At 65.2% G+C, this 16,426-nt stretch carries 17 protein-coding genes and 1 pseudogene; 3 read left to right on the top strand and 15 right to left on the bottom strand.

Annotation, left to right across the window (positions count from 1 at the left end):
* Nucleotides 1-136 precede the first annotated feature (136 nt).
* The 10 genes from EET10_RS17450 to EET10_RS17405 all read right to left on the bottom strand — a co-directional run bounded on the left by EET10_RS17450 (nucleotide 137) and on the right by EET10_RS17405 (nucleotide 10,417).
* On the bottom strand, nucleotides 137-427 hold the full coding sequence (locus EET10_RS17450) for a WXG100 family type VII secretion target (protein WP_036402598.1): 291 nt from the start codon (nucleotides 425-427) through the stop codon (nucleotides 137-139).
* A gap of 37 nt (nucleotides 428-464) precedes the next feature.
* Nucleotides 465-758 carry a type VII secretion system protein EsxG gene (gene esxG, locus EET10_RS17445; RefSeq protein WP_036402600.1) on the bottom strand — a complete coding sequence of 98 codons (294 nt, stop codon included), beginning with the start codon at nucleotides 756-758 and terminating at the stop codon, nucleotides 465-467.
* A gap of 59 nt (nucleotides 759-817) precedes the next feature.
* Nucleotides 818-2,092 (bottom strand): PPE family protein, encoded by a 1,275-nt coding sequence (locus tag EET10_RS17440; RefSeq protein WP_122502352.1) that lies wholly within the window; start codon nucleotides 2,090-2,092, stop codon nucleotides 818-820.
* Nucleotides 2,089-2,403, bottom strand: a complete 315-nt coding sequence (locus EET10_RS17435) for a PE family protein (protein ID WP_099188455.1) — start codon at nucleotides 2,401-2,403, stop codon at nucleotides 2,089-2,091. The genes EET10_RS17440 and EET10_RS17435 overlap by 4 nt, the downstream gene beginning before the upstream one ends.
* Nucleotides 2,404-2,555: 152 nt before the next feature.
* On the bottom strand, nucleotides 2,556-2,846 hold the full coding sequence (locus tag EET10_RS17430; RefSeq protein ID WP_036402606.1) for a WXG100 family type VII secretion target: 291 nt from the start codon (nucleotides 2,844-2,846) through the stop codon (nucleotides 2,556-2,558).
* A gap of 38 nt (nucleotides 2,847-2,884) precedes the next feature.
* Nucleotides 2,885-3,178: a type VII secretion system protein EsxG gene (gene esxG, locus EET10_RS17425; RefSeq protein WP_036402608.1), complete on the bottom strand. Its 294-nt coding sequence runs from the start codon at nucleotides 3,176-3,178 to the stop codon at nucleotides 2,885-2,887.
* A gap of 60 nt (nucleotides 3,179-3,238) precedes the next feature.
* Nucleotides 3,239-4,603: a PPE family protein gene (locus EET10_RS17420; protein ID WP_122502351.1), complete on the bottom strand. Its 1,365-nt coding sequence runs from the start codon at nucleotides 4,601-4,603 to the stop codon at nucleotides 3,239-3,241.
* Entirely contained in the window at nucleotides 4,600-4,914 is a 315-nt protein-coding gene (locus EET10_RS17415) for a PE family protein (protein ID WP_122502817.1), read from the bottom strand. Before EET10_RS17415 ends, EET10_RS17420 begins: the two co-directional genes overlap by 4 nt.
* Nucleotides 4,915-5,213: 299 nt before the next feature.
* A complete protein-coding gene (locus tag EET10_RS17410) occupies nucleotides 5,214-7,097 on the bottom strand; it encodes a serine/threonine-protein kinase PknD (protein ID WP_036402610.1) in 1,884 nt (627 codons plus the stop codon).
* Nucleotides 7,098-7,339: 242 nt separating this feature from the next.
* Nucleotides 7,340-10,417 carry an ATP-binding protein gene (locus EET10_RS17405; protein ID WP_122502350.1) on the bottom strand — a complete coding sequence of 1,026 codons (3,078 nt, stop codon included), beginning with the start codon at nucleotides 10,415-10,417 and terminating at the stop codon, nucleotides 7,340-7,342.
* Between the two features lie 346 nt (nucleotides 10,418-10,763).
* Between EET10_RS17405 and EET10_RS17400 the strand changes: the two genes are divergently transcribed.
* Entirely contained in the window at nucleotides 10,764-11,465 is a 702-nt protein-coding gene (locus EET10_RS17400) for a haloacid dehalogenase type II (RefSeq protein WP_023365156.1), read from the top strand.
* Between the two features lie 51 nt (nucleotides 11,466-11,516).
* Here EET10_RS17400 and EET10_RS17395 read toward each other — a convergent pair whose 3' ends face one another.
* Nucleotides 11,517-11,849: a DUF202 domain-containing protein gene (locus tag EET10_RS17395; RefSeq protein ID WP_036402612.1), complete on the bottom strand. Its 333-nt coding sequence runs from the start codon at nucleotides 11,847-11,849 to the stop codon at nucleotides 11,517-11,519.
* Complete coding sequence (locus EET10_RS17390) at nucleotides 11,846-12,235, bottom strand: YidH family protein (protein ID WP_063466377.1); 390 nt, start codon at nucleotides 12,233-12,235, stop codon at nucleotides 11,846-11,848. The genes EET10_RS17395 and EET10_RS17390 overlap by 4 nt, the downstream gene beginning before the upstream one ends.
* Before the next feature lie 387 nt (nucleotides 12,236-12,622).
* Between EET10_RS17390 and EET10_RS17385 the strand changes: the two are divergent.
* Nucleotides 12,623-13,228: pseudogene (locus EET10_RS17385) on the top strand (DUF5995 family protein); the annotation flags it as partial.
* Here the strand turns inward: EET10_RS17385 and EET10_RS17380 are convergent.
* Both EET10_RS17380 and EET10_RS17375 read right to left on the bottom strand, forming a co-directional pair.
* Nucleotides 13,222-13,749, bottom strand: a complete 528-nt coding sequence (locus EET10_RS17380; protein WP_051490483.1) for a hypothetical protein — start codon at nucleotides 13,747-13,749, stop codon at nucleotides 13,222-13,224. The pseudogene EET10_RS17385 and the gene EET10_RS17380 sit on opposite strands and share 7 nt — an antisense overlap.
* Before the next feature lie 49 nt (nucleotides 13,750-13,798).
* Nucleotides 13,799-14,368 carry an ester cyclase gene (locus EET10_RS17375; protein WP_036402621.1) on the bottom strand — a complete coding sequence of 190 codons (570 nt, stop codon included), beginning with the start codon at nucleotides 14,366-14,368 and terminating at the stop codon, nucleotides 13,799-13,801.
* A 98-nt stretch (nucleotides 14,369-14,466) separates the two neighbouring features.
* On the opposite strand from EET10_RS17375, the gene EET10_RS17370 reads away from it, so the two are divergent.
* Nucleotides 14,467-15,093, top strand: coding sequence for a class I SAM-dependent methyltransferase (locus EET10_RS17370; protein ID WP_036402626.1), 627 nt, complete (start codon nucleotides 14,467-14,469; stop codon nucleotides 15,091-15,093).
* Here EET10_RS17370 and EET10_RS17365 read toward each other — a convergent pair.
* Entirely contained in the window at nucleotides 15,062-16,426 is a 1,365-nt protein-coding gene (locus tag EET10_RS17365) for a flavin monoamine oxidase family protein (RefSeq protein ID WP_036402627.1), read from the bottom strand. The two genes, EET10_RS17370 and EET10_RS17365, sit on opposite strands and share 32 nt — an antisense overlap.

Genomic DNA, 16,426 nt, shown 5'->3' with positions numbered 1-16,426 from the left:
GCGAAAGTCAGGCACTGCCCGTTCCATGGAAGACAATGCACCATTGCAATAGTCTCATACCGCATGGTTTTTCGAGCGTCCGGCCAAGCGATTGACAACCGGCTGACCACCGTCGACGCGTTGCCTTCTCAGGGGTTCACCCTCCCCATTTGGCGGCTTCGGCGATGTCGCGCGCGTTCATCGCCAACGTGTTGGACTCGTGAGTGGAGGCCATCGAGTGGTAGGCGCGCACCAGGTCTTGCATGGCGTCATTCCATTGGGCCTGCCAACCCTGATAAGTCATTCCGGTGTCACCCTGCCATGCATTGGACAGCGCGGATTGTTCGCTAGCGATGTCGGCACCCAGGCCCTGAAGCGTTCCCGCGTATCCCGACATATCCCCGGCGTGACCCAACATCGCCGCGTAGTTGTACATAATTTGTGACATCACAAATTCCTTTCAAGAATGAGTAGTGGTGACCGACTCAGAATCCGGTGTAGCTTGACGCCGCGGCAGCGTCGGCGGCCACGTAAGTCCCGGCAGCATCGCCCAGATTGGCCTGCGCGATGTCTAGCAGGGCGTTGACCTTGCCTGCGGCCTCGACGAACCTCGCGTGCGCGGCCTGAAACGCCGCGGCCGACTCACCCTGATGAAACGCTTGCGCCGACATCGCCGATTGCTCGGCCGAACCGATGGTGTGACGCATCAGCCCGGCCTTGGCGGCAAACGCCGACTGCGACGCCACCAACTGCGGAATGTGGGCATCCAACAAGCTCACAACATATCTCCTGTCTACTCGATCTTGTTAAATTCTTGCGACCATGTGGGCGCGATACATCACAGAGCAGCCAGGACTAATCCGCTATCAGCGGCTGTCCCAACCGGATCCGGGTGCCAGGTGGCCGGCAACATGGGCAGCTGCGCGCCGTCACCGAACTCGGCACCTCGCACGGTGGCCAACCCGCCAGCGTGCACACCAGCACCCTGCTCAACCGTGCCAGCAAACCCCAAGGTGCCAACACCCTGAGGCCCCGCCGACACCGCCGACACCAGCTGCGCCTGCGACGCCAACGCCGGCATACCGGCTAGCGGCTCCACCGCAGCGACTTGAGTGGCCGCCAGCGGAGCGCCGGCAGCTACACCCATCAAAGGAGCGGCCGCGCTCGAAGCGACAGCGGAACTTGGCGACGCCAATGCCGCAGCTGCTGAGGGCGCCAACGCTGGACCAATCAAAGTCAAGTTTCCGATGATCCAGTCAATCACGATCCCGATGACATGTAGGGGAGCAACAATAGGTAATAGCACACCCGAGATTCCGAACACCGGAATCGCGATCAACCAAAACGTAGCTGCAAAAGCAAGATCATACGCAAGAGTGGCATTACCTGCCCACAATGCTATCGCAGCGGCGACAAAAAGGAATGGCACAACCCAGACGGTGAGAAGAAAACCCCAGAATCCGACAATGAGGATAATCTCGGTCAGGATAGCTCGGGCAATATATTCGAGGATCTCCCACAAGGGGAAGGGTGTGAGGGTGGTTTGGGCGGTGGTGGTGGCGATGGTGCTGCCGGGTTTGATGATGAGGGGTGCGGGGGTGGTGTGGGGGGTGGTGGCCAGTGCGGTGGCCGAGAGTGCTTCGTAGGCGCTCATGGTGGTGGCGGCTTGGATCCACATGCGCAGGTAGTCGGCTTCGTTGAGGGCGATGGGGATGGTGTTGATGCCGAAGAAGTTGGTGGCCAGCAAGACTGCGTGGGTGGTGTGGTTGGCGGCCAGTTCGCCCAGGGTCGGCATTGCCGCGAGGGCGCTGAGGTAGGCCGTTGCGGCGCTGTGGTGGACGGTGGCGGTGGCGGCGCTGTCGGCGCTGGCTTGGGTGAGCCAGGCCAGATACGGCGCGTAGGCGGCCGCGCAGATCTCGGCGCTCATGCCGTGCCAGCTAACAGCTTCCATCCCGGCCAGCGCGGTGCTGAGTTCTTCGGCGACGGCGGCGTATTCGGCGCTAAGCGACCACCATTGGGTGGCGGCGGTGAGCAGCGAGGCGGGTCCGGGGCCGGCGCTGAGGAGTGCTGAGTGCACTTCTGGTGGGCTGGCCATCCAGATGGGTGCGCTCATATTGCACCGCCTGTTAGGCCGTAGGTCAGTGCTGCTGCGCTATCGCCGGCGGCGTAGCTGGCCCCGGCGGTGCCGAGGCCGACTCCGGAGCGGGTCAGTTCTTCGACTCCTTGGGTGGCCAGGCCCAGGTGTTCGATACCGCCGGCGCTAAAGCCTGCTGCGGTGCTCAACGAGACCGGGTCGGCCGCCGGTGGTATTACCGCGGAAATCGCTGGTGTGGCAGCGGCATGCGCGGCCGCTAGCCGAGCGCTCAACGCCTCGACGGCGCTAGCCGCACCCGCCAACCCTTCAGGAACCACCCACAACATCACCAACACAACCCTTTCCATGAATGTCAGCTGGTGGACGCCTTATCGGCGAACACGCAGCACCGGAAATTCTGATACCGCGGGGTTTTCGAGCGTCTGGCCGAGGTGATTTGACGATCGGTGCACCGCGTCGGACGCGTTGTTTTGTTGCGGGTTTAGGCTCCCCATTTGGCGGCTTCGGCGATGTCGCGGGCGTTCATCGCTAGGGTGTTGGACTCGTGGGTGGAGGCCATGGAGTGGTAGGCGCGCACCAGGTCTTGCATGGCGTCATTCCACTGGGCTTGCCAGCCCTGATAGGTCATTCCGGTGTCGCCCTGCCAGGCGTTGGACAGTGCGGATTGTTCGCTTGCGATGTCGGCGCCCAGGCCTTGCAGGGTTCCGGCGTATCCCGACATGTCTCCGGCGTGGCCGAGCATCGCCGCGTAGTTGTACATGATTTGTGACATCAGAAATTTCCTTTCAGGAATGGGCAGTGGTGGTCGGCTCAGAATCCGGTGTAGCTTGACGCTGCGGCCGCGTCGGCAGCCACGTAAGTGCCGGCGGCGTCACCGAGATTGGCCTGCGCGATGTCTAGCAGGGCGTTGACCTTGCTGGCGGCCTCGACGAACCGTGCGTGCGCGGCCTGAAACGCCGCGGCGGACTCGCCCTGATGAAACGCTTGTGCTGACATCGCCGATTGCTCGGCCGAACCGATGGTGTGACGCATCAGCCCGGCTTTGGCGGTAAATGCGGTCTGCGACGCTACCAACTGCGGAATGTGGGCATCCAACAAGCTCACAACATGTCTCCTGTCAATTCGGTGTTGTTAAATTCGTGCGGCCCTTGTGGCCGCGATACGTCACAGAGCACTCAGGGCTAATCTGCTATCAGCAGCTGTCCCAACCAGATCCGGGTGCCAAGTGGCCGGCAACATCGGCACCTGCGTGTCGTGGCCGAACTCGACATCTCCAACGGTGGTTAATCCGCCAGGCTGCACAGCACCGTGTTCGACCGTGCCGGCAAACCCCAAAGCGCCGGCACCCTGAGACCCCGCCGACACCGCCGATACCAACTGCGCCTGCGAAACCACCGCCGACACACCCGAAGCCGGCGCCACCGCACCAACTTCCATACCCGCCAACGGAGCAACCGCAGCCAAGCCCATGGCGGGAGCGGCAGCCATTGACGCTGCAGGCACACCGATTGCCGTCGGTACCGCGGTCGCTACGCCCGGGACGAAGCCTGAGCTAAGCGCAGATAACCCGCCCGCAGTTGCGACGATCGAGCCCATGAAAAACCCAGACAGATTGCCGATGATTTGTACCACGATTTCGACGATGGGGGCGACCACGACATAGATAGGAAGAAGTGGCGACGCGACAATTCCCAAAGCTGCTGCGATTAGCAGAAGTCCATCTACTACTAGGCCGATAGCACCGATTTCGGCTGTGAGAGCTGATCCAGTCAGCAGACCGACGATCGCTATCAACCCGAAAATCGGTAATGTGATCAAAGCGAGGATGGCTGTTCCGATGAGAATGGGAATCAATATAAAAAGTGCGGCTATGCTGAGTATAAAAGCGATGATGATCCTGGGTATCAGCGTCAATATTTCCAAAAGAATGGTCGTCCATGGAGTGGATGACAATATTTGGGCGGCGGTGGTGGTGGTGAGGGTGCTGCCGGGTTTGATGATGAGGGGTGCGGGGGTGGTGTGGGGGGTGGTGGCCAGTGCGGTGGCCGAGAGTGCTTCGTAGGCGCTCATGGTGGTGGCGGCTTGGATCCACATGCGCACGTAGTCGGTTTCGTTGAGGGCGATGGGGATGGTGTTGATGCCGAAGAAGTTGGTGGCCAGCAGGATTGCGTGGGTGGTGTGGTTGGCGGCCAGTTCGCCCAGGGTGGGCATGGCGGCCAGGGCGCTGAGGTAGGCGGTTGCGGCGCTGTGGTGGACGGTGGCGGTGGCGGCGCTGTCGGTGCTGGCTTGGGTTAGCCAGGCCAGATACGGTGCGTAGGCGGCTGCGCAGATCTCGGCGCTGGGGCCGTGCCAGGCAAGGGTGTGGGTTGCGGCTAGTACGGTGCTGAGTTCTTCGGCGACGGCGGCGTATTCGGCGCTGAGGGTGGACCATTGGGTGGCGGCGGTGAGCAGCGGGGCGGGCCCGGGTCCGGCGCTGAGCAGCGCGGAGTGCACCTCCGGGGGTGAGGCCATCCAGACCGGTGCGCTCATGCTCCGCCGCCGGCCAGGCCGTAGGTCAGTGCGGCTGCGCTATCGCCGGCGGCGTAGCTGATCCCGGCGGCACCCAGGCCGACTCCGGAGCGGGTCAGCTCTTCGACTCCCTCGGTGGCCACGCCCACGTGCTCGATACCGCATGCGCTTAAGCCGGCCGCGGTGCCCACCGAGACCGGATCGGCCGCCGGTGCCACCACCGCTGAAATCATCGGTGCGCCAGCGGCATGCGCGGCCGCCAGCCGAGCGCTCAACGCCTCGACCGCGGCGGCCGCGCCCGCCAAGCCCTCAGGAACCACCCACAACGTCACCGTCACAACCCCTTTCGATGGATCTCCCGCGGCGAAACTGCCCGGCTCGACGCTTCGCCGAATCATACGTCTGTATTGAATCCAATACATTGGTACTGGCTACAGTTGCACAAATCAACTGTGTGTGTCAACCCCCGGTTTCGGTTCGGCTGCCAGACTGCGGCGGCGTGGCGGTACGTGTGCCCGACGAGCGTCGCAGCCGGGCGCTGCGGCCAACCATCATCAAACGCAGTCGCGTGGTTGTGTCCGTACGCGCCTCAGGGCATCTCCGGCTGGGCCGGGGCAAAACCCTGCCCTGCCTACTTCTGCCGAAGCGCCACAATCTGGTCATTGCGGCCGCCGACGTAGACAGTGCCCATGTTGTCGACCGCCAAACCCCAGGGATTGTCGAGGCCGGTGAAGTGCAGCTCGACTTGCGTCGACGAGCCTGGCGGGAGTTTGAGTATCCGGCCGTTGCCTTTGTTGGTGACGTAGACCGCGCCCTCACTGTCCACGGTGACACCGCCGGGTTGCTTGAGTCCGGTAAAGGGCAGTGTGACTTGGGTTTTCGCGCCGGCCGGCAACGCCAGGACCCGATTGTTGCCGCCGTCGGCGACGATCACTGTTCCGCTGCCGTCCACCACCAAACCGGTTGGATCGCTTAGGCCGGTGAAGGGCAGAACGAACTGTGCGTTCGAACCGGCGTACAGTGCGACCACTCGGTTCTTCGCCGTGTCGGTGACATAGACGGTGCGGCTGCTGTCCACCGACAACCCGGTCGGATTGCTTAGATCCGTAAAGGGAAGGGTGACTTGGGTTTTCGAGCCGGCAGGAAGTACCACGACCCGCCTGTTGCCGGCGTCGTTGACGTAGACGGTGCCGCTGTTGTCGGCTGTCACACCGGTCGGATAGCTGAGGCCGTCGAAAGGCAGTACGACCGGAGTGGTCGATCCCGCGAACAATGCCAGTATCCGATTGTGCAGGGTGTCACCGACATAGACCGTGCCCCCACTGTCGACCGACAGGCCATGCGGGTCCCGAAGGCCGGTGAAAGGCAGCACCACCTGCTGAAACTCGGTGCGTTCTGGACTCAGCTTGCTGACCGTGACCATGGCCGCAACAGCGACAGCCACCGTGAGCAGGGCCGCGGCCGAGATGGCGACGGCCTTGCGGCGCCACCATGGCCGCGACGGTGACCGTGTCACCTCCGCCGGCGGGCCGGCAGCGAGTTGTTGCCCTGGGACCGAGAGCGCCTCTGCCAGCTGCCGCGGCATCGTCGGCGGGGCCGGGAGATTCTGCCGTGGCGAGCGTGGTTGGCCACGAGTGTCGGGGTGGGCGTGCGCACCGACGGGGTGGGGAGTTGGCGGCGGTGTCCGAACGGACGGCTGCAGCGGGGGCGCGGTCAGGGCGTCATGGGCGGCTCTGGCCAATTCGACCGCGGTCTCGTAGCGGTCGTCGGGATTCTTGGCCATCCCTTTGGCGATGACCATGTCCAACTTCACCGGCAGCCCGGGAATGGTGCTCGACGGCCGCGGCGGCGGCGCCTCGAGGTGGCTGGTGATCTGTTCCTCGATGTCACCGGGGAAGGGGCGCTGCGCGGTCAAGCACTCATAGAGCACACAAGCCAACGAGTAGATATCCGAACGGGCATCGATCTGCGCGGTGCTGAGCCGTTCCGGGGCCATGTAATGGCAGGTTCCGATCACATCACCGACTGTTGTCAAGCCCAGTTCGCCCGCCGCGCGCGCGATTCCGAAATCGATCAGATAGGCGAAGTCGTCGGCGTCGAGCAAAATGTTTGACGGCTTGACGTCTCGGTGCAACAGCCCATCCCGGTGCGCTGCGTGCAGCGCCTTGGCAACCTGCTCGATGATGCGCACCGCCCGCATCGGCGGCAGCGGCCCGTGGCTGAGCACCGACTGTAGGTCGCGGCCCTCGATCAACCGCATGTCCACGAACAGCCGTCCGTTGATCTCCCCGTAGGTGTGGATCGGGATGAGATGTGGGTTGCTCAATCGTGCGGCGGCATGAGCTTCGCGACGGAACCGCTGCTGGAACACCTCGTCGTCGGAAATCTCGGCGGGCAGGATCTTGACCGCGACGACCCTGTCGGTGACGGTGTCATAGGCCCGCCACACTTCGCCCATGCCGCCGCGGCCCAGCAACTCGACCAGGCGGTACCTCCCGAACGAAGTTCCCTCCAACGAGCCCTCCCAGCAACCGCCAGCAACTGGCCAGACCATACGCGGCACCGGCAACAGTTGCAGGCATTTCAACGCGCCACGGCGCTCCCTATCCGGTGTCCGGGGTGTGGACCAGCCACCACGAAACTACCGGTTTGCTGCGCCGGGGGCCGTCGTACGCGGGGCCTCGCGAGCAGACACAGAGTCGCACGGCGCGGACCCCGCGCGTGCGACTCTGTGTCTGCTCGCGCACCGGGCCGCGCTCAACCGCGTTGTGCATACCCGATCGCCTCCTCGGTGGAAAGTCGAGCGCCCTCCGCCCAGAAGGCATCGAAATCGCTTTGCCCCAACGCCTCTCGAATGCAAGCGACAGCAGCGTCATACCCCGCTTGATACATCGTGAAGCGGGGATGGCCCATGCGCTGCCGGATCGCCTCCGCCGCGCCCAGCAGACGCGCCGCGTACGGATGGTTGCCGTCGCTGACAGCAAGGCGGGCAAGGCATTCCAGCGTGTCGTCCACTCGCAGATACCCCTGGGTGCGGGCGGCGATCGTGAGGGCGTCGTGGGCATCGCGCGCGGCCTGTTCCGGCTCGTCCTGTGCCAGCGCGACAAACGCCCGCGCCAGCAGCGCCATCAGCCGGTACCAGCCCGGCACCACCGCCACCATCTCGTCGGCCAGCCGTCGGGCGGCGGTCAGTTCACCGCATGCCAACAAGGCCTCGGGCAGCGGGGCAACGCTCCTGGTGAACACCTCGCGCAGCGGATTGGTCTGCTCCAGGGCCGTCTCGGCCGCTTTCCTGGCTGCCGCGGCGTCACCGCGGGCCAAGGCGGCGTTGGCGAACACCGAGTACACCGCGTCGGCGAAATACCCGCCCATCATGGTTGCCGCCGCCAGCGCGGACTGCGCTGCGGCCAGGGCAGCGTCGGCCTGGCCGTGGAATGAGAGCACTTCGCTGAGGCTGACGTAACTGAATACCGCCATGGTGAGGTCACCGGTCGCCTCGACCTCCTCGATCACACCGCGAACCATCTCCGCGGCCCCGGCGAGGTCTCCCCGAATCATCAATGCGGTGCTCATCCAGGCTCGGCAGTTTCGCGAGAAGAATCGGTCGCCCAGCGCGTCGGCGAGGTCACGTCCTTGTTCGCCGGCCGCAATCGCGGGGATGGGTTCACCGGCCAACACTGCTGCGGTCGCTTGATAGCTGAAGATTTGGCACAGGCTTCGCCGATCACCGCTCGCCCGGACCAGATCGACCGCCTCGTCGAAGTAGGGCCAGCGCAACCCGGGGTCGTAGAGGGCAAGCATCCCGCACGCGATCAGGGCGCGGGCGATCAGCCCGGGATCGTCAAGCTCACGAGCGACGGCCAGCGCCTCCTGTGCTCGCCCCAGCTCCGCTGGAATGCCGACCCAGCTGGCGAGGATGCTGTACTGTGCCACCGATCCAGCCCAGACCGCTGGCGCTATTGCCGAGCGATCCGCGTCGGCAAAGATGGCCGACAGACCGGCCAGCGCCTCTTTGACGCGCCCGCCTCGTAACCACAAGGGCCGCAACGACAAAATGAGCTGTAGGGCGGCGTCCGGGTCGCCGGTTGTCCGACTCCAGGTGAATGCCGCTCGCAGATTGTCGATTTCGGTTTGCGCCCAATGCAGCAGCCGCTCGTCGGCCCAGTGGCCATGTGCCTCCAATTGGGCGGCCATACCCGTGTAGTAATCGCGGTGGCGGGTGCGCACCTGGTCGGTCTCGGCGGACTCGTCGAGCTTCTCCAGCGCGTACTGGCGCACGGTTTCCAGCAACCGGTATCGCATCCCGTCGCCGGTGTCGTCGGCGACCACCAATGACTTGTCGACCAACAGGCTTAGTTGATCAAGCAGCTGGTAGCTTTCGACTTCGCTGCCGGCGGCGACGGCTTGGGCGGCATCGAGATCGAATCCGCCGGCGAACACCGCCAACCGGCGAAACAGCACCCGCTCGGGCTCGGTCAACAGCGCATGCGACCAGTCCACCGAGGCCCGCAGCGTCTGCTGGCGTCGCACCGCGGTGCGCGCGCCGCCGGTGAGCAACCGGAACCGGTCATGCAGGCCGTCGACGATCTGCTGCAACGACAGCGCCCGGATACGGGCTGCCGCAAGCTCGATCGCCAGCGGCATGCCGTCCAGGCGGCGGCAGATTTCTTCGACCAGCGCGATATTTTCGTTGTCGACACCGAACTCGGGGCGGGCGTGGCGGGCGCGGTCGGTGAACAGCGCGACGGCCTCGTCGGTCACGGACAGCGACGGCACTCGCCAGCTCAGTTCGCCGGGCACCCCCAGCGGCTCGCGGCTGGTGGCTAGGATCGTCAGCCGTGGGCAGGCCGCGAGCAGCGTGACGACCAGGCTATCGCACGCGTCGAGCAGATGTTCGCAATTATCAAGCAGCAGAAGGGCTTTGCGCTCGCCGAGGAATCGGATCAGCAAGTCCATGGTGGAGCGGCCCGGTTGGTCGGGCAGACCCAGCGCGCGCGCAACGGTCACCGGTGTGACGTCGGGGTCGGTGATGGGAGCCAGGTCTATGTACCACAGCCCTTCGCCGAACTCGGTGCCGAGTTGGTTGGCGACCTGCACCGCAAGGCGGGTCTTGCCGGCGCCACCGGCCCCGGTCAATGTCACCAGCCGCTCGCTGGCGACCAGACGGCGCAACTCCGCCATTTCGGCCTGGCGCCCGACGAAGCTCGTCAACTGCGCCGGAAGGTTAGGCGCAGCGATATTGCGGACGCGAAGTGGCGGGAATTCGTTGCGCAGGTCGGGATGGCACAGCTGGACGACGCGCTCCGGGCGCGGCAGGTCCCGCAACGGGTGGCTGCCCAGATCGGCCAGCCACACCCCCTCGGGGAGCCGATCGACAACCAGCGGCTGGGTCGCCCCGGACAACACGGTTTGGCCGCCATGGGCCAGATCGCGCAGCCGCGCGGTGCGGTTGATGGTGGGGCCGGCGTAGTTGGATTCGTCGCGTAGCTGAATCTCGCCGGTGTGGATCCCGATGCGCAGCCGGATCGGGGCCAGCGGCGCGCGCTGCAGCTCGAGCGCGCAGGCCACCGCGTCGCTGGCGCGGGCAAATGCGGCCACGAAGCTGTCCCCCTCGCCCTGCTCGAGGGGGCGCACCCCGTCGTGGGCGGCGATGGCCTTGTTGACGGTGGTGTTGAGCCGGGCCAGCGCCGCGGTCATGTTCTCGGGCTGGGTCTCCCACAGCCGCGTCGAGCCCTCGACATCAGCCAGCAGCAGCGTCACCGTTCCCGTCGGCAGCAACTCGCTCACGCCCAACTCATCCCAGGTCAGCGGCGGAATCTCCGCACGTCGGCTCATGGTATCCAGCGCCCGGGGACCGACGGCAAAGAACTCGCGCAGTAGCGACCGCGCAGCAAGAGTGTCCGAGCGGCGGCAGTTGGGTCGGACGTGTCCTCGGCGATACCCGGGGTCGTGGGCCACTTGCGGAGAAGGAAAAGATATTTCCTTATCGAGATTCAAAGTCTTAGGCCTAGCTGCCAGACGTCGTCGCGACCGCACCGGCCGGCGCGACACTTGGCGCCGTTATCAGGGCAAACGCCGAAATTCGCATAGCTCGTCAAAGCACCCCTGCGACGCTGCGGTAACGCGCTTTGATTGGCGGCCCGCCGGCCTTTGGTTTGCGGCCAGGCTGCATGATGAACCCATGGTGAAAGCGATCATTTTCGACGTGCAAGGGACGGCGACGGATTTCCATTCGACTGTCTGTGAGGAAGCTCAGCGGATCAGCGCCGGCCGACACCCCGGCGTTGACTGGGCCGAGGTAGTCACCCGCTGGCGTGCGGGTTACTTCACCACGTTGAAGGCCGCACCGAGCGAGCATGGCAAGTGGATCTCGGTGTCCTCGGTGTATCGGCGCTCCCTCGACACGGTCCTCGACGAATCCGGAATCACCGATTTCTCCGCTGCCGAGCGCGATGAACTCACCTTGGCCTGGCAGCGTCTGAGGCCGTGGCCGGACACGGTGGCCGGACTGACCCGGCTGAAACGCGACTACACGTTAGCCACCCTGTCGAACGCCGACGTCAGTGCGGTGATCAACATTTCCAAACGGGCGGGTTTGCCGTGGGATGCGATTTTCGCCGCGGAGATGGTGGGGGCGTTCAAACCTGATCCGGCCGTCTACCACATGGCCGCGACCTACCTCGGACTCGAACCCGCCGAGATCATGATGGTGGCAAGCCACAAGTACGACATCCGTGCCGCGGCCGAACTCGGGTTCCGCACCGCCTTTGTCGCCCGCCCGCTGGAATTCGGTCCCGGCGGTGACGCCGACGTGGCTTACGAGGACGAGTTCGACATCAACGCCGCCGATTTCCTCGACCTTGCCGATCAGCTCGGTTGCTGACCGGTTTCGTCGAAAGACGTTTCGGTACAACGGAATTGCGCCAAGATACCACTACAGCAATTGGGCAAGCGCGGTCACGACCATGAGCACCAGCACCGCTGACCCGACGATGTAGACCTGGCGGCGCGCAGTGATTCGCGCGGGTCGGGGGCGGCTCAGCGTTCGTTGCCGCTGCCAAGCGATCGCGTAGCCGCACGAGGCCGCAAGGGCGGCCAGGCCGGCCGGGATCAACCCCAGCGCGCCGTGATCGCCGTGCAGATTCTTAAGTGTGAGCAACACGCCGTTGACCAGCAATGCGAACGACGTCCTGGTCCAGGCCAGCGTCGTCCGTTCCGCCTGCAGGCCGCGATCCGATGTCCCGCCGGTCGCCGCCGGCTGGCTCAACCCCGGACCGCCTTCACGATCACCAAGCCGAGCGCCACGATCCCGACCACGGCCAGACCCACCGCCAGGTACGCGGGCGTGGGATGACGGGGCAGGGGCCGGCCGCGGCGCATGGCACGATCGGCCTGCCGCCAGCGCAGCAGGCCCATCCCGCTGGTGAGGATTGCCAGCGCCGCGAGCGCCACCCCCAGCATCCGGCGGGCGCCGGGGATTGCCAGCTCCGGGACGAGTTGCACCAGGGCGACCGCTGCGGCGAGCAGTCCCAGGGCGGTGCGCTGCCAAGCCAGGAACGTCCGCTCGTTGGCCAGGGTGAACCGGTAGTCGGGTTCGGTCTCCGCGGGGCCGTCAGCGCCCTGCGTGCCGGCGGGCGTGTGGTTATCGGCCACGGGGCAACTCCCAGAAAGTCGGGGACAGGCGCTTCGACGTCGACCGAGTGTAGCCAGGGCTCGCGCCCTGGCGCGGTGGAATGCTCTGGCGCGAAAACGACTCCCATCCGATGCTCACCCGGTCCGATCGTTGTTGCGTCTGCGTCGACACGGTCACGCCTCACATTTAGTCGGCCTAAGCACCTGACCAGCGGTTTCGGGTCCGTGTTGGTTTGCCGAACTGGCCACCCATCGGCTGGCCCGCCGCTACTCTGTCACTGTTCGGAGCTAGCTCTGCCTATGTAGGCGCCTATATAGGCCGGTATCGGAGGGCTATGACGAGTTCCGAAGTGGCGGCGCCGCACAGCGGCTGTCCAATGGCGCGCGGCTTACCCGGGACCGCGCACGACCCGGTTTATTTTGACGTTCGCGCGGCGTTATTTCGATGCCCTGCACGGCTATTTCGGCAGCGGCACTGGTAATCCGTCGCAGGTGTGGCAGGCTGCCTTCGAGACGAACGACAGCGATGAGCCGATCATGTTGCAGCACATGCTCACCGGGATGAACGCGCACGACACCTTCGATCTGGGCATCACCGCCGCCGAAACCGCCGGTGATTCCTTGGAGCCGCTGCGAAACGACTTCGACGCGGTCAATGACATTCTGGTGAGTCAGGCCAACGTCATAGCCGACGCCACGGAACAGATTTCGCCGGGCTTTGCCCGCTACCGCAGGCAGTTGACCGGCGACGACATCGGCCTACTCACTGCAGAACTGCGGCAATCTCGGGACATGGCATGGACATTCGCGCAGCAGCTGCTGGCCGAGCCGGAAAGCAACCGCTCCAAAGTCATCGACGATCACGATACGATTTTTGCGTGGTGGATCAGACGCCACCTGAACCCGCCACCGCCGTTGTCGGAATGGGTCGAGGTCATTGCGCGGGAGGAAAGCCGCGATACGGCCCACAACATCGGTGTCCTCGACCAGACCGCGTCGAGACCGCGTCAGTGACGCGCGGATCCGGTCAGAAGCTGACCGTTTGGTGCTTGCAGTAGGCAGATGACGGTGCTGGGAGTGGGGTTGGCCCCGGTTCTGTCTTGGTTGGAGTCGATCAGATAGGTCACCGAATATGCGCCGCTGTCTACGGATTGCCCGGTGTAAGACCCGATTCCGGCGGCACATTCGCGGTTCGCGACGGTGCCGATGGCGTTGTCGACCGCCACCGGCGCCCGCAGATACACCTCGGCCAAATGCGGTGTCGCACAGTCGACCACGGTGACAGTGATCCGGCTGAGGTCGGCCGGGGGCAGGTCGGCCACGCACTCGCCGACCTGCAGGGCGATCCATTTCTCGGTGCGTGGGCCTGCCGGGGTCGGTGGTGTGCTGGCGCGCACGGCCACCGTTGTCGGCTTACTGCCGGCCGGGCTGGTGCCGGCCCGGACGCTGTTGGTGGCACAGCCCGCCAACAGTGCGGCCGCCGACAGTACGGCCGCCGACAGTCCGCACAGCGGGTGATGGATTCTTTGCCTCATCGCAGCGGGATTCTCAGCATCGGGGACCTCGGTGCGAAAGCGTACTCGCCTAAGTCCGGGCATCGACGAAGGCCGGCGGCGTGGTGTTGGTCAATGCGGGGTCCGGTTGCTCCGACGACATCGTCAGCAAGCCACGCAGGCAGCGTGCCGCCACTAGCCAGTTCGCCGGCTTCTTCAGATCCAAGCCGCCGACCAGCTGCTTGACCATTGTCACCGTGTCGAAGTAAATACGTTCGCAGACAAGTGTTTCGGTGTCGTCGAAGACGAAGTACGCGGTCATGCGGACCCGGAACCGGCTTCCGGTGGGCGGGATCGTGCCGAGGTAGCCGCGGTGGGTTCCCATCAGCCAGAACTCGACGATCACCGCATCGGCGCTGTGGCGCAAGGCGATGATTTCGTGGTCCTGGTCCGGGAACGCCGTCCGGGTGTAGCCGTAGTAACCGCGTACCGCCTGGTCGCCGTCGTGGACGGTCATTTGCGGGATCAGCTCGTAGCGGGGATGCGGGAACGTCGCCAGCACGGCGTCCCAGTCGTGGCGGACCTCGTCGTGGAAGTGGTCGAGCACCAGCTTCTGCCGGGCGGCCAGCACGTCGGCGGCGGGTAATGCGGGAATGGCCATGCTTGAGAGTAAACGCTGCGGTCGGCGTCATCGAGTGGTGGCATCCGCCGGTGCCGCCGCAGCGGGTCGCCCACCCTCCGAGAGGTTTTCACGGCACAATGATCGCCGTGCGGCTGTCTTCCCCACCGGCTCTCTCGGACGCGCTGAACGTCATGCGGCCGTCGGCCCGGTTGCGCGGACAGGCGGGAGCGCTCGAGGGCTACCTCGACGAGGGGGACAGTGTGCTCGACGTCGGGTGCGGGACCGGCTATCTGTCGGCGTATCTGCATGAGATGTACGGAGTGAACGCCAGCGGCGTCGACGTGCAGGACTCGCGCCGGACCCAGATCCCGTTCCGCCTGTTCGACGGCACCTCAATTCCTGTTCAAGGCAAGTCATTTGACCATGCGTTGCTCAGTGAGGTGCTGCATCACAGCCATGATCCCCTGGCGCTGATCAAGGAGTGCTACCGGGTCGCGCGGCGCAGCATCATTGTGTTCGAGGACATGCCGCAGGGCCGCAGCGGCAAGTTGATCCTCCGTGCGCACGTGGAAGCGTTCGCCCGCTACTATCGCTACCCATTCCGCCCGGCCAACGTCGATGCGTATCGCCGTGCGCTGGAGTGGTTGGGCGACAACGCATCCTGCGTCGCACGGATCCCGCAGCCGCCGGAATGGCTGCGTGTATACCCGCGGGTGCTGTTGGTATATGCGCTTAGGCCACCGTCAGCGTCTCGGTCATCATGACTTCGCTGGCGGCCCGCTCACCGGAGCGAATCGCGCCATCGATCCAGCCGCACATGGTGGCCGATGTCTCGGTGCCCGCCCAGTGAATGCGCCCGCACGGCCTGCGTAGTGCATGCCCGAACTGGGTGAGCACACCCGGGGGTGCGTGGCTGATCATCCCGCCCCCGGAATAACGCTCACGGTTCCAGTTCTGCTCCACGTAGTCCACCGGCCTGCCGGCCTTGGCGCCGAACCGGTCCACCAGGGTGTCGAGCACCGCCTGGCGGCGCCCGGCCGCGTCAAGACGCTCGTATTGCCGAGCGGTGGGGCCCTCGATGACCACCACCAGCACGCCGGGGCCGCCGGTGTCGGGGCAGCCGTCGATGGTGAGCGTCGCCAGCGATCCCGGCGCAGCGCTTTGGCCGGAGAGGCCGCAGGCACGCCAGAAGGGCTCGTCGTAGACGATCGAGACCTTGACGATCGCACCGCTGGGCATCCGCTGATGCAGAAACGACCGATCGGTGGGAAGCATTGGCTCATAGACGATTTGGCTGGCGATGGCCAACGGCACCGCGACGATGACCCGACCGGCCCGCACCGTTAGACCGTCCGCTTGCACGGTGGCGCCGTCGGAGTCCTGGCTGATGGACCGCACCGGCCGGGACAACTTGATCGCGTCATCCAGCTCGGCGGCCATCGGCCGGTAGATGGCACCCATACCTCCCACTGGCCGGGAGTCTTGCGAGCCGCCCTCGCCACCCAGTACGAAACCGGGCCCACCGCCTGATGCCATCTGATAGAGAACGAACAGCATGGAGACCTCGGAAGCGTCCGAGGTATAGGTGCCGGCGATGGCGGTTTCCAGCAGGTCGTGGGCCGCCTTGGACATGACGTTGGTGCGCAGCCACTGGGCCAGCGTCATGCGATCCCACTTGGCGGCCTTGTTGGCTTCCCATGGGGCCTCGAGCGGGATCGTCTTGCACATCTGGCCGATTTCGAACATGGCCGCGCCAAGATTCAACGAGGCCCACGGGCTCATGGTCCACGGGACAGTGCCCTGGTAGCGATGCTGCTTGCCGTCGACCACCATCATGGCTTCGCCGCCGGTGTACTGTTTGAAGGCCGAGACCCCGAATTCGTGCATCAGCGCATAGATTCGGTCCTGGGTCGGCCCGATCCAGGCACCGCCCTTGTCGATCCAGGATCCGTCGTCACGCTCGACGGTGAAGGTGCGGCCGCCAACCCGGTCGCGCGCCTCCAGCAACGTGACGGAACGACCGGCCTGTTTGAGCCGAAGCGCGGCCGTCAAGCCAGCGAATCCGGCGCCCACCACACAGACGTCAACGTCGGGCAT

Source organism: Mycobacterium pseudokansasii (assembly GCF_900566075.1).
In the GTDB taxonomy this organism is placed as follows: domain Bacteria; phylum Actinomycetota; class Actinomycetes; order Mycobacteriales; family Mycobacteriaceae; genus Mycobacterium; species Mycobacterium pseudokansasii.
This window is presented reverse-complemented; position numbering and strand designations above follow the sequence as displayed.

Coding starts and splice junctions, on each gene's coding strand:
- EET10_RS17450 (WP_036402598.1), bottom strand. CDS start 427: ATGTCACAAATTATGTACAACTACGCGGCGATGTTGGGTCACGCCGGG.
- EET10_RS17440 (WP_122502352.1), bottom strand. CDS start 2,092: ATGAGCGCACCCATCTGGATGGCCAGCCCACCAGAAGTGCACTCAGCA.
- EET10_RS17430 (WP_036402606.1), bottom strand. CDS start 2,846: ATGTCACAAATCATGTACAACTACGCGGCGATGCTCGGCCACGCCGGA.
- EET10_RS17420 (WP_122502351.1), bottom strand. CDS start 4,603: ATGAGCGCACCGGTCTGGATGGCCTCACCCCCGGAGGTGCACTCCGCG.
- EET10_RS17405 (WP_122502350.1), bottom strand. CDS start 10,417: ATGAGCCGACGTGCGGAGATTCCGCCGCTGACCTGGGATGAGTTGGGC.
- EET10_RS17400 (WP_023365156.1), top strand. CDS start 10,764: ATGGTGAAAGCGATCATTTTCGACGTGCAAGGGACGGCGACGGATTTC.
- EET10_RS17380 (WP_051490483.1), bottom strand. CDS start 13,749: ATGAGGCAAAGAATCCATCACCCGCTGTGCGGACTGTCGGCGGCCGTA.
- EET10_RS17375 (WP_036402621.1), bottom strand. CDS start 14,368: ATGGCCATTCCCGCATTACCCGCCGCCGACGTGCTGGCCGCCCGGCAG.
- EET10_RS17370 (WP_036402626.1), top strand. CDS start 14,467: ATGATCGCCGTGCGGCTGTCTTCCCCACCGGCTCTCTCGGACGCGCTG.
- EET10_RS17365 (WP_036402627.1), bottom strand. CDS start 16,426: ATGCCCGACGTTGACGTCTGTGTGGTGGGCGCCGGATTCGCTGGCTTG.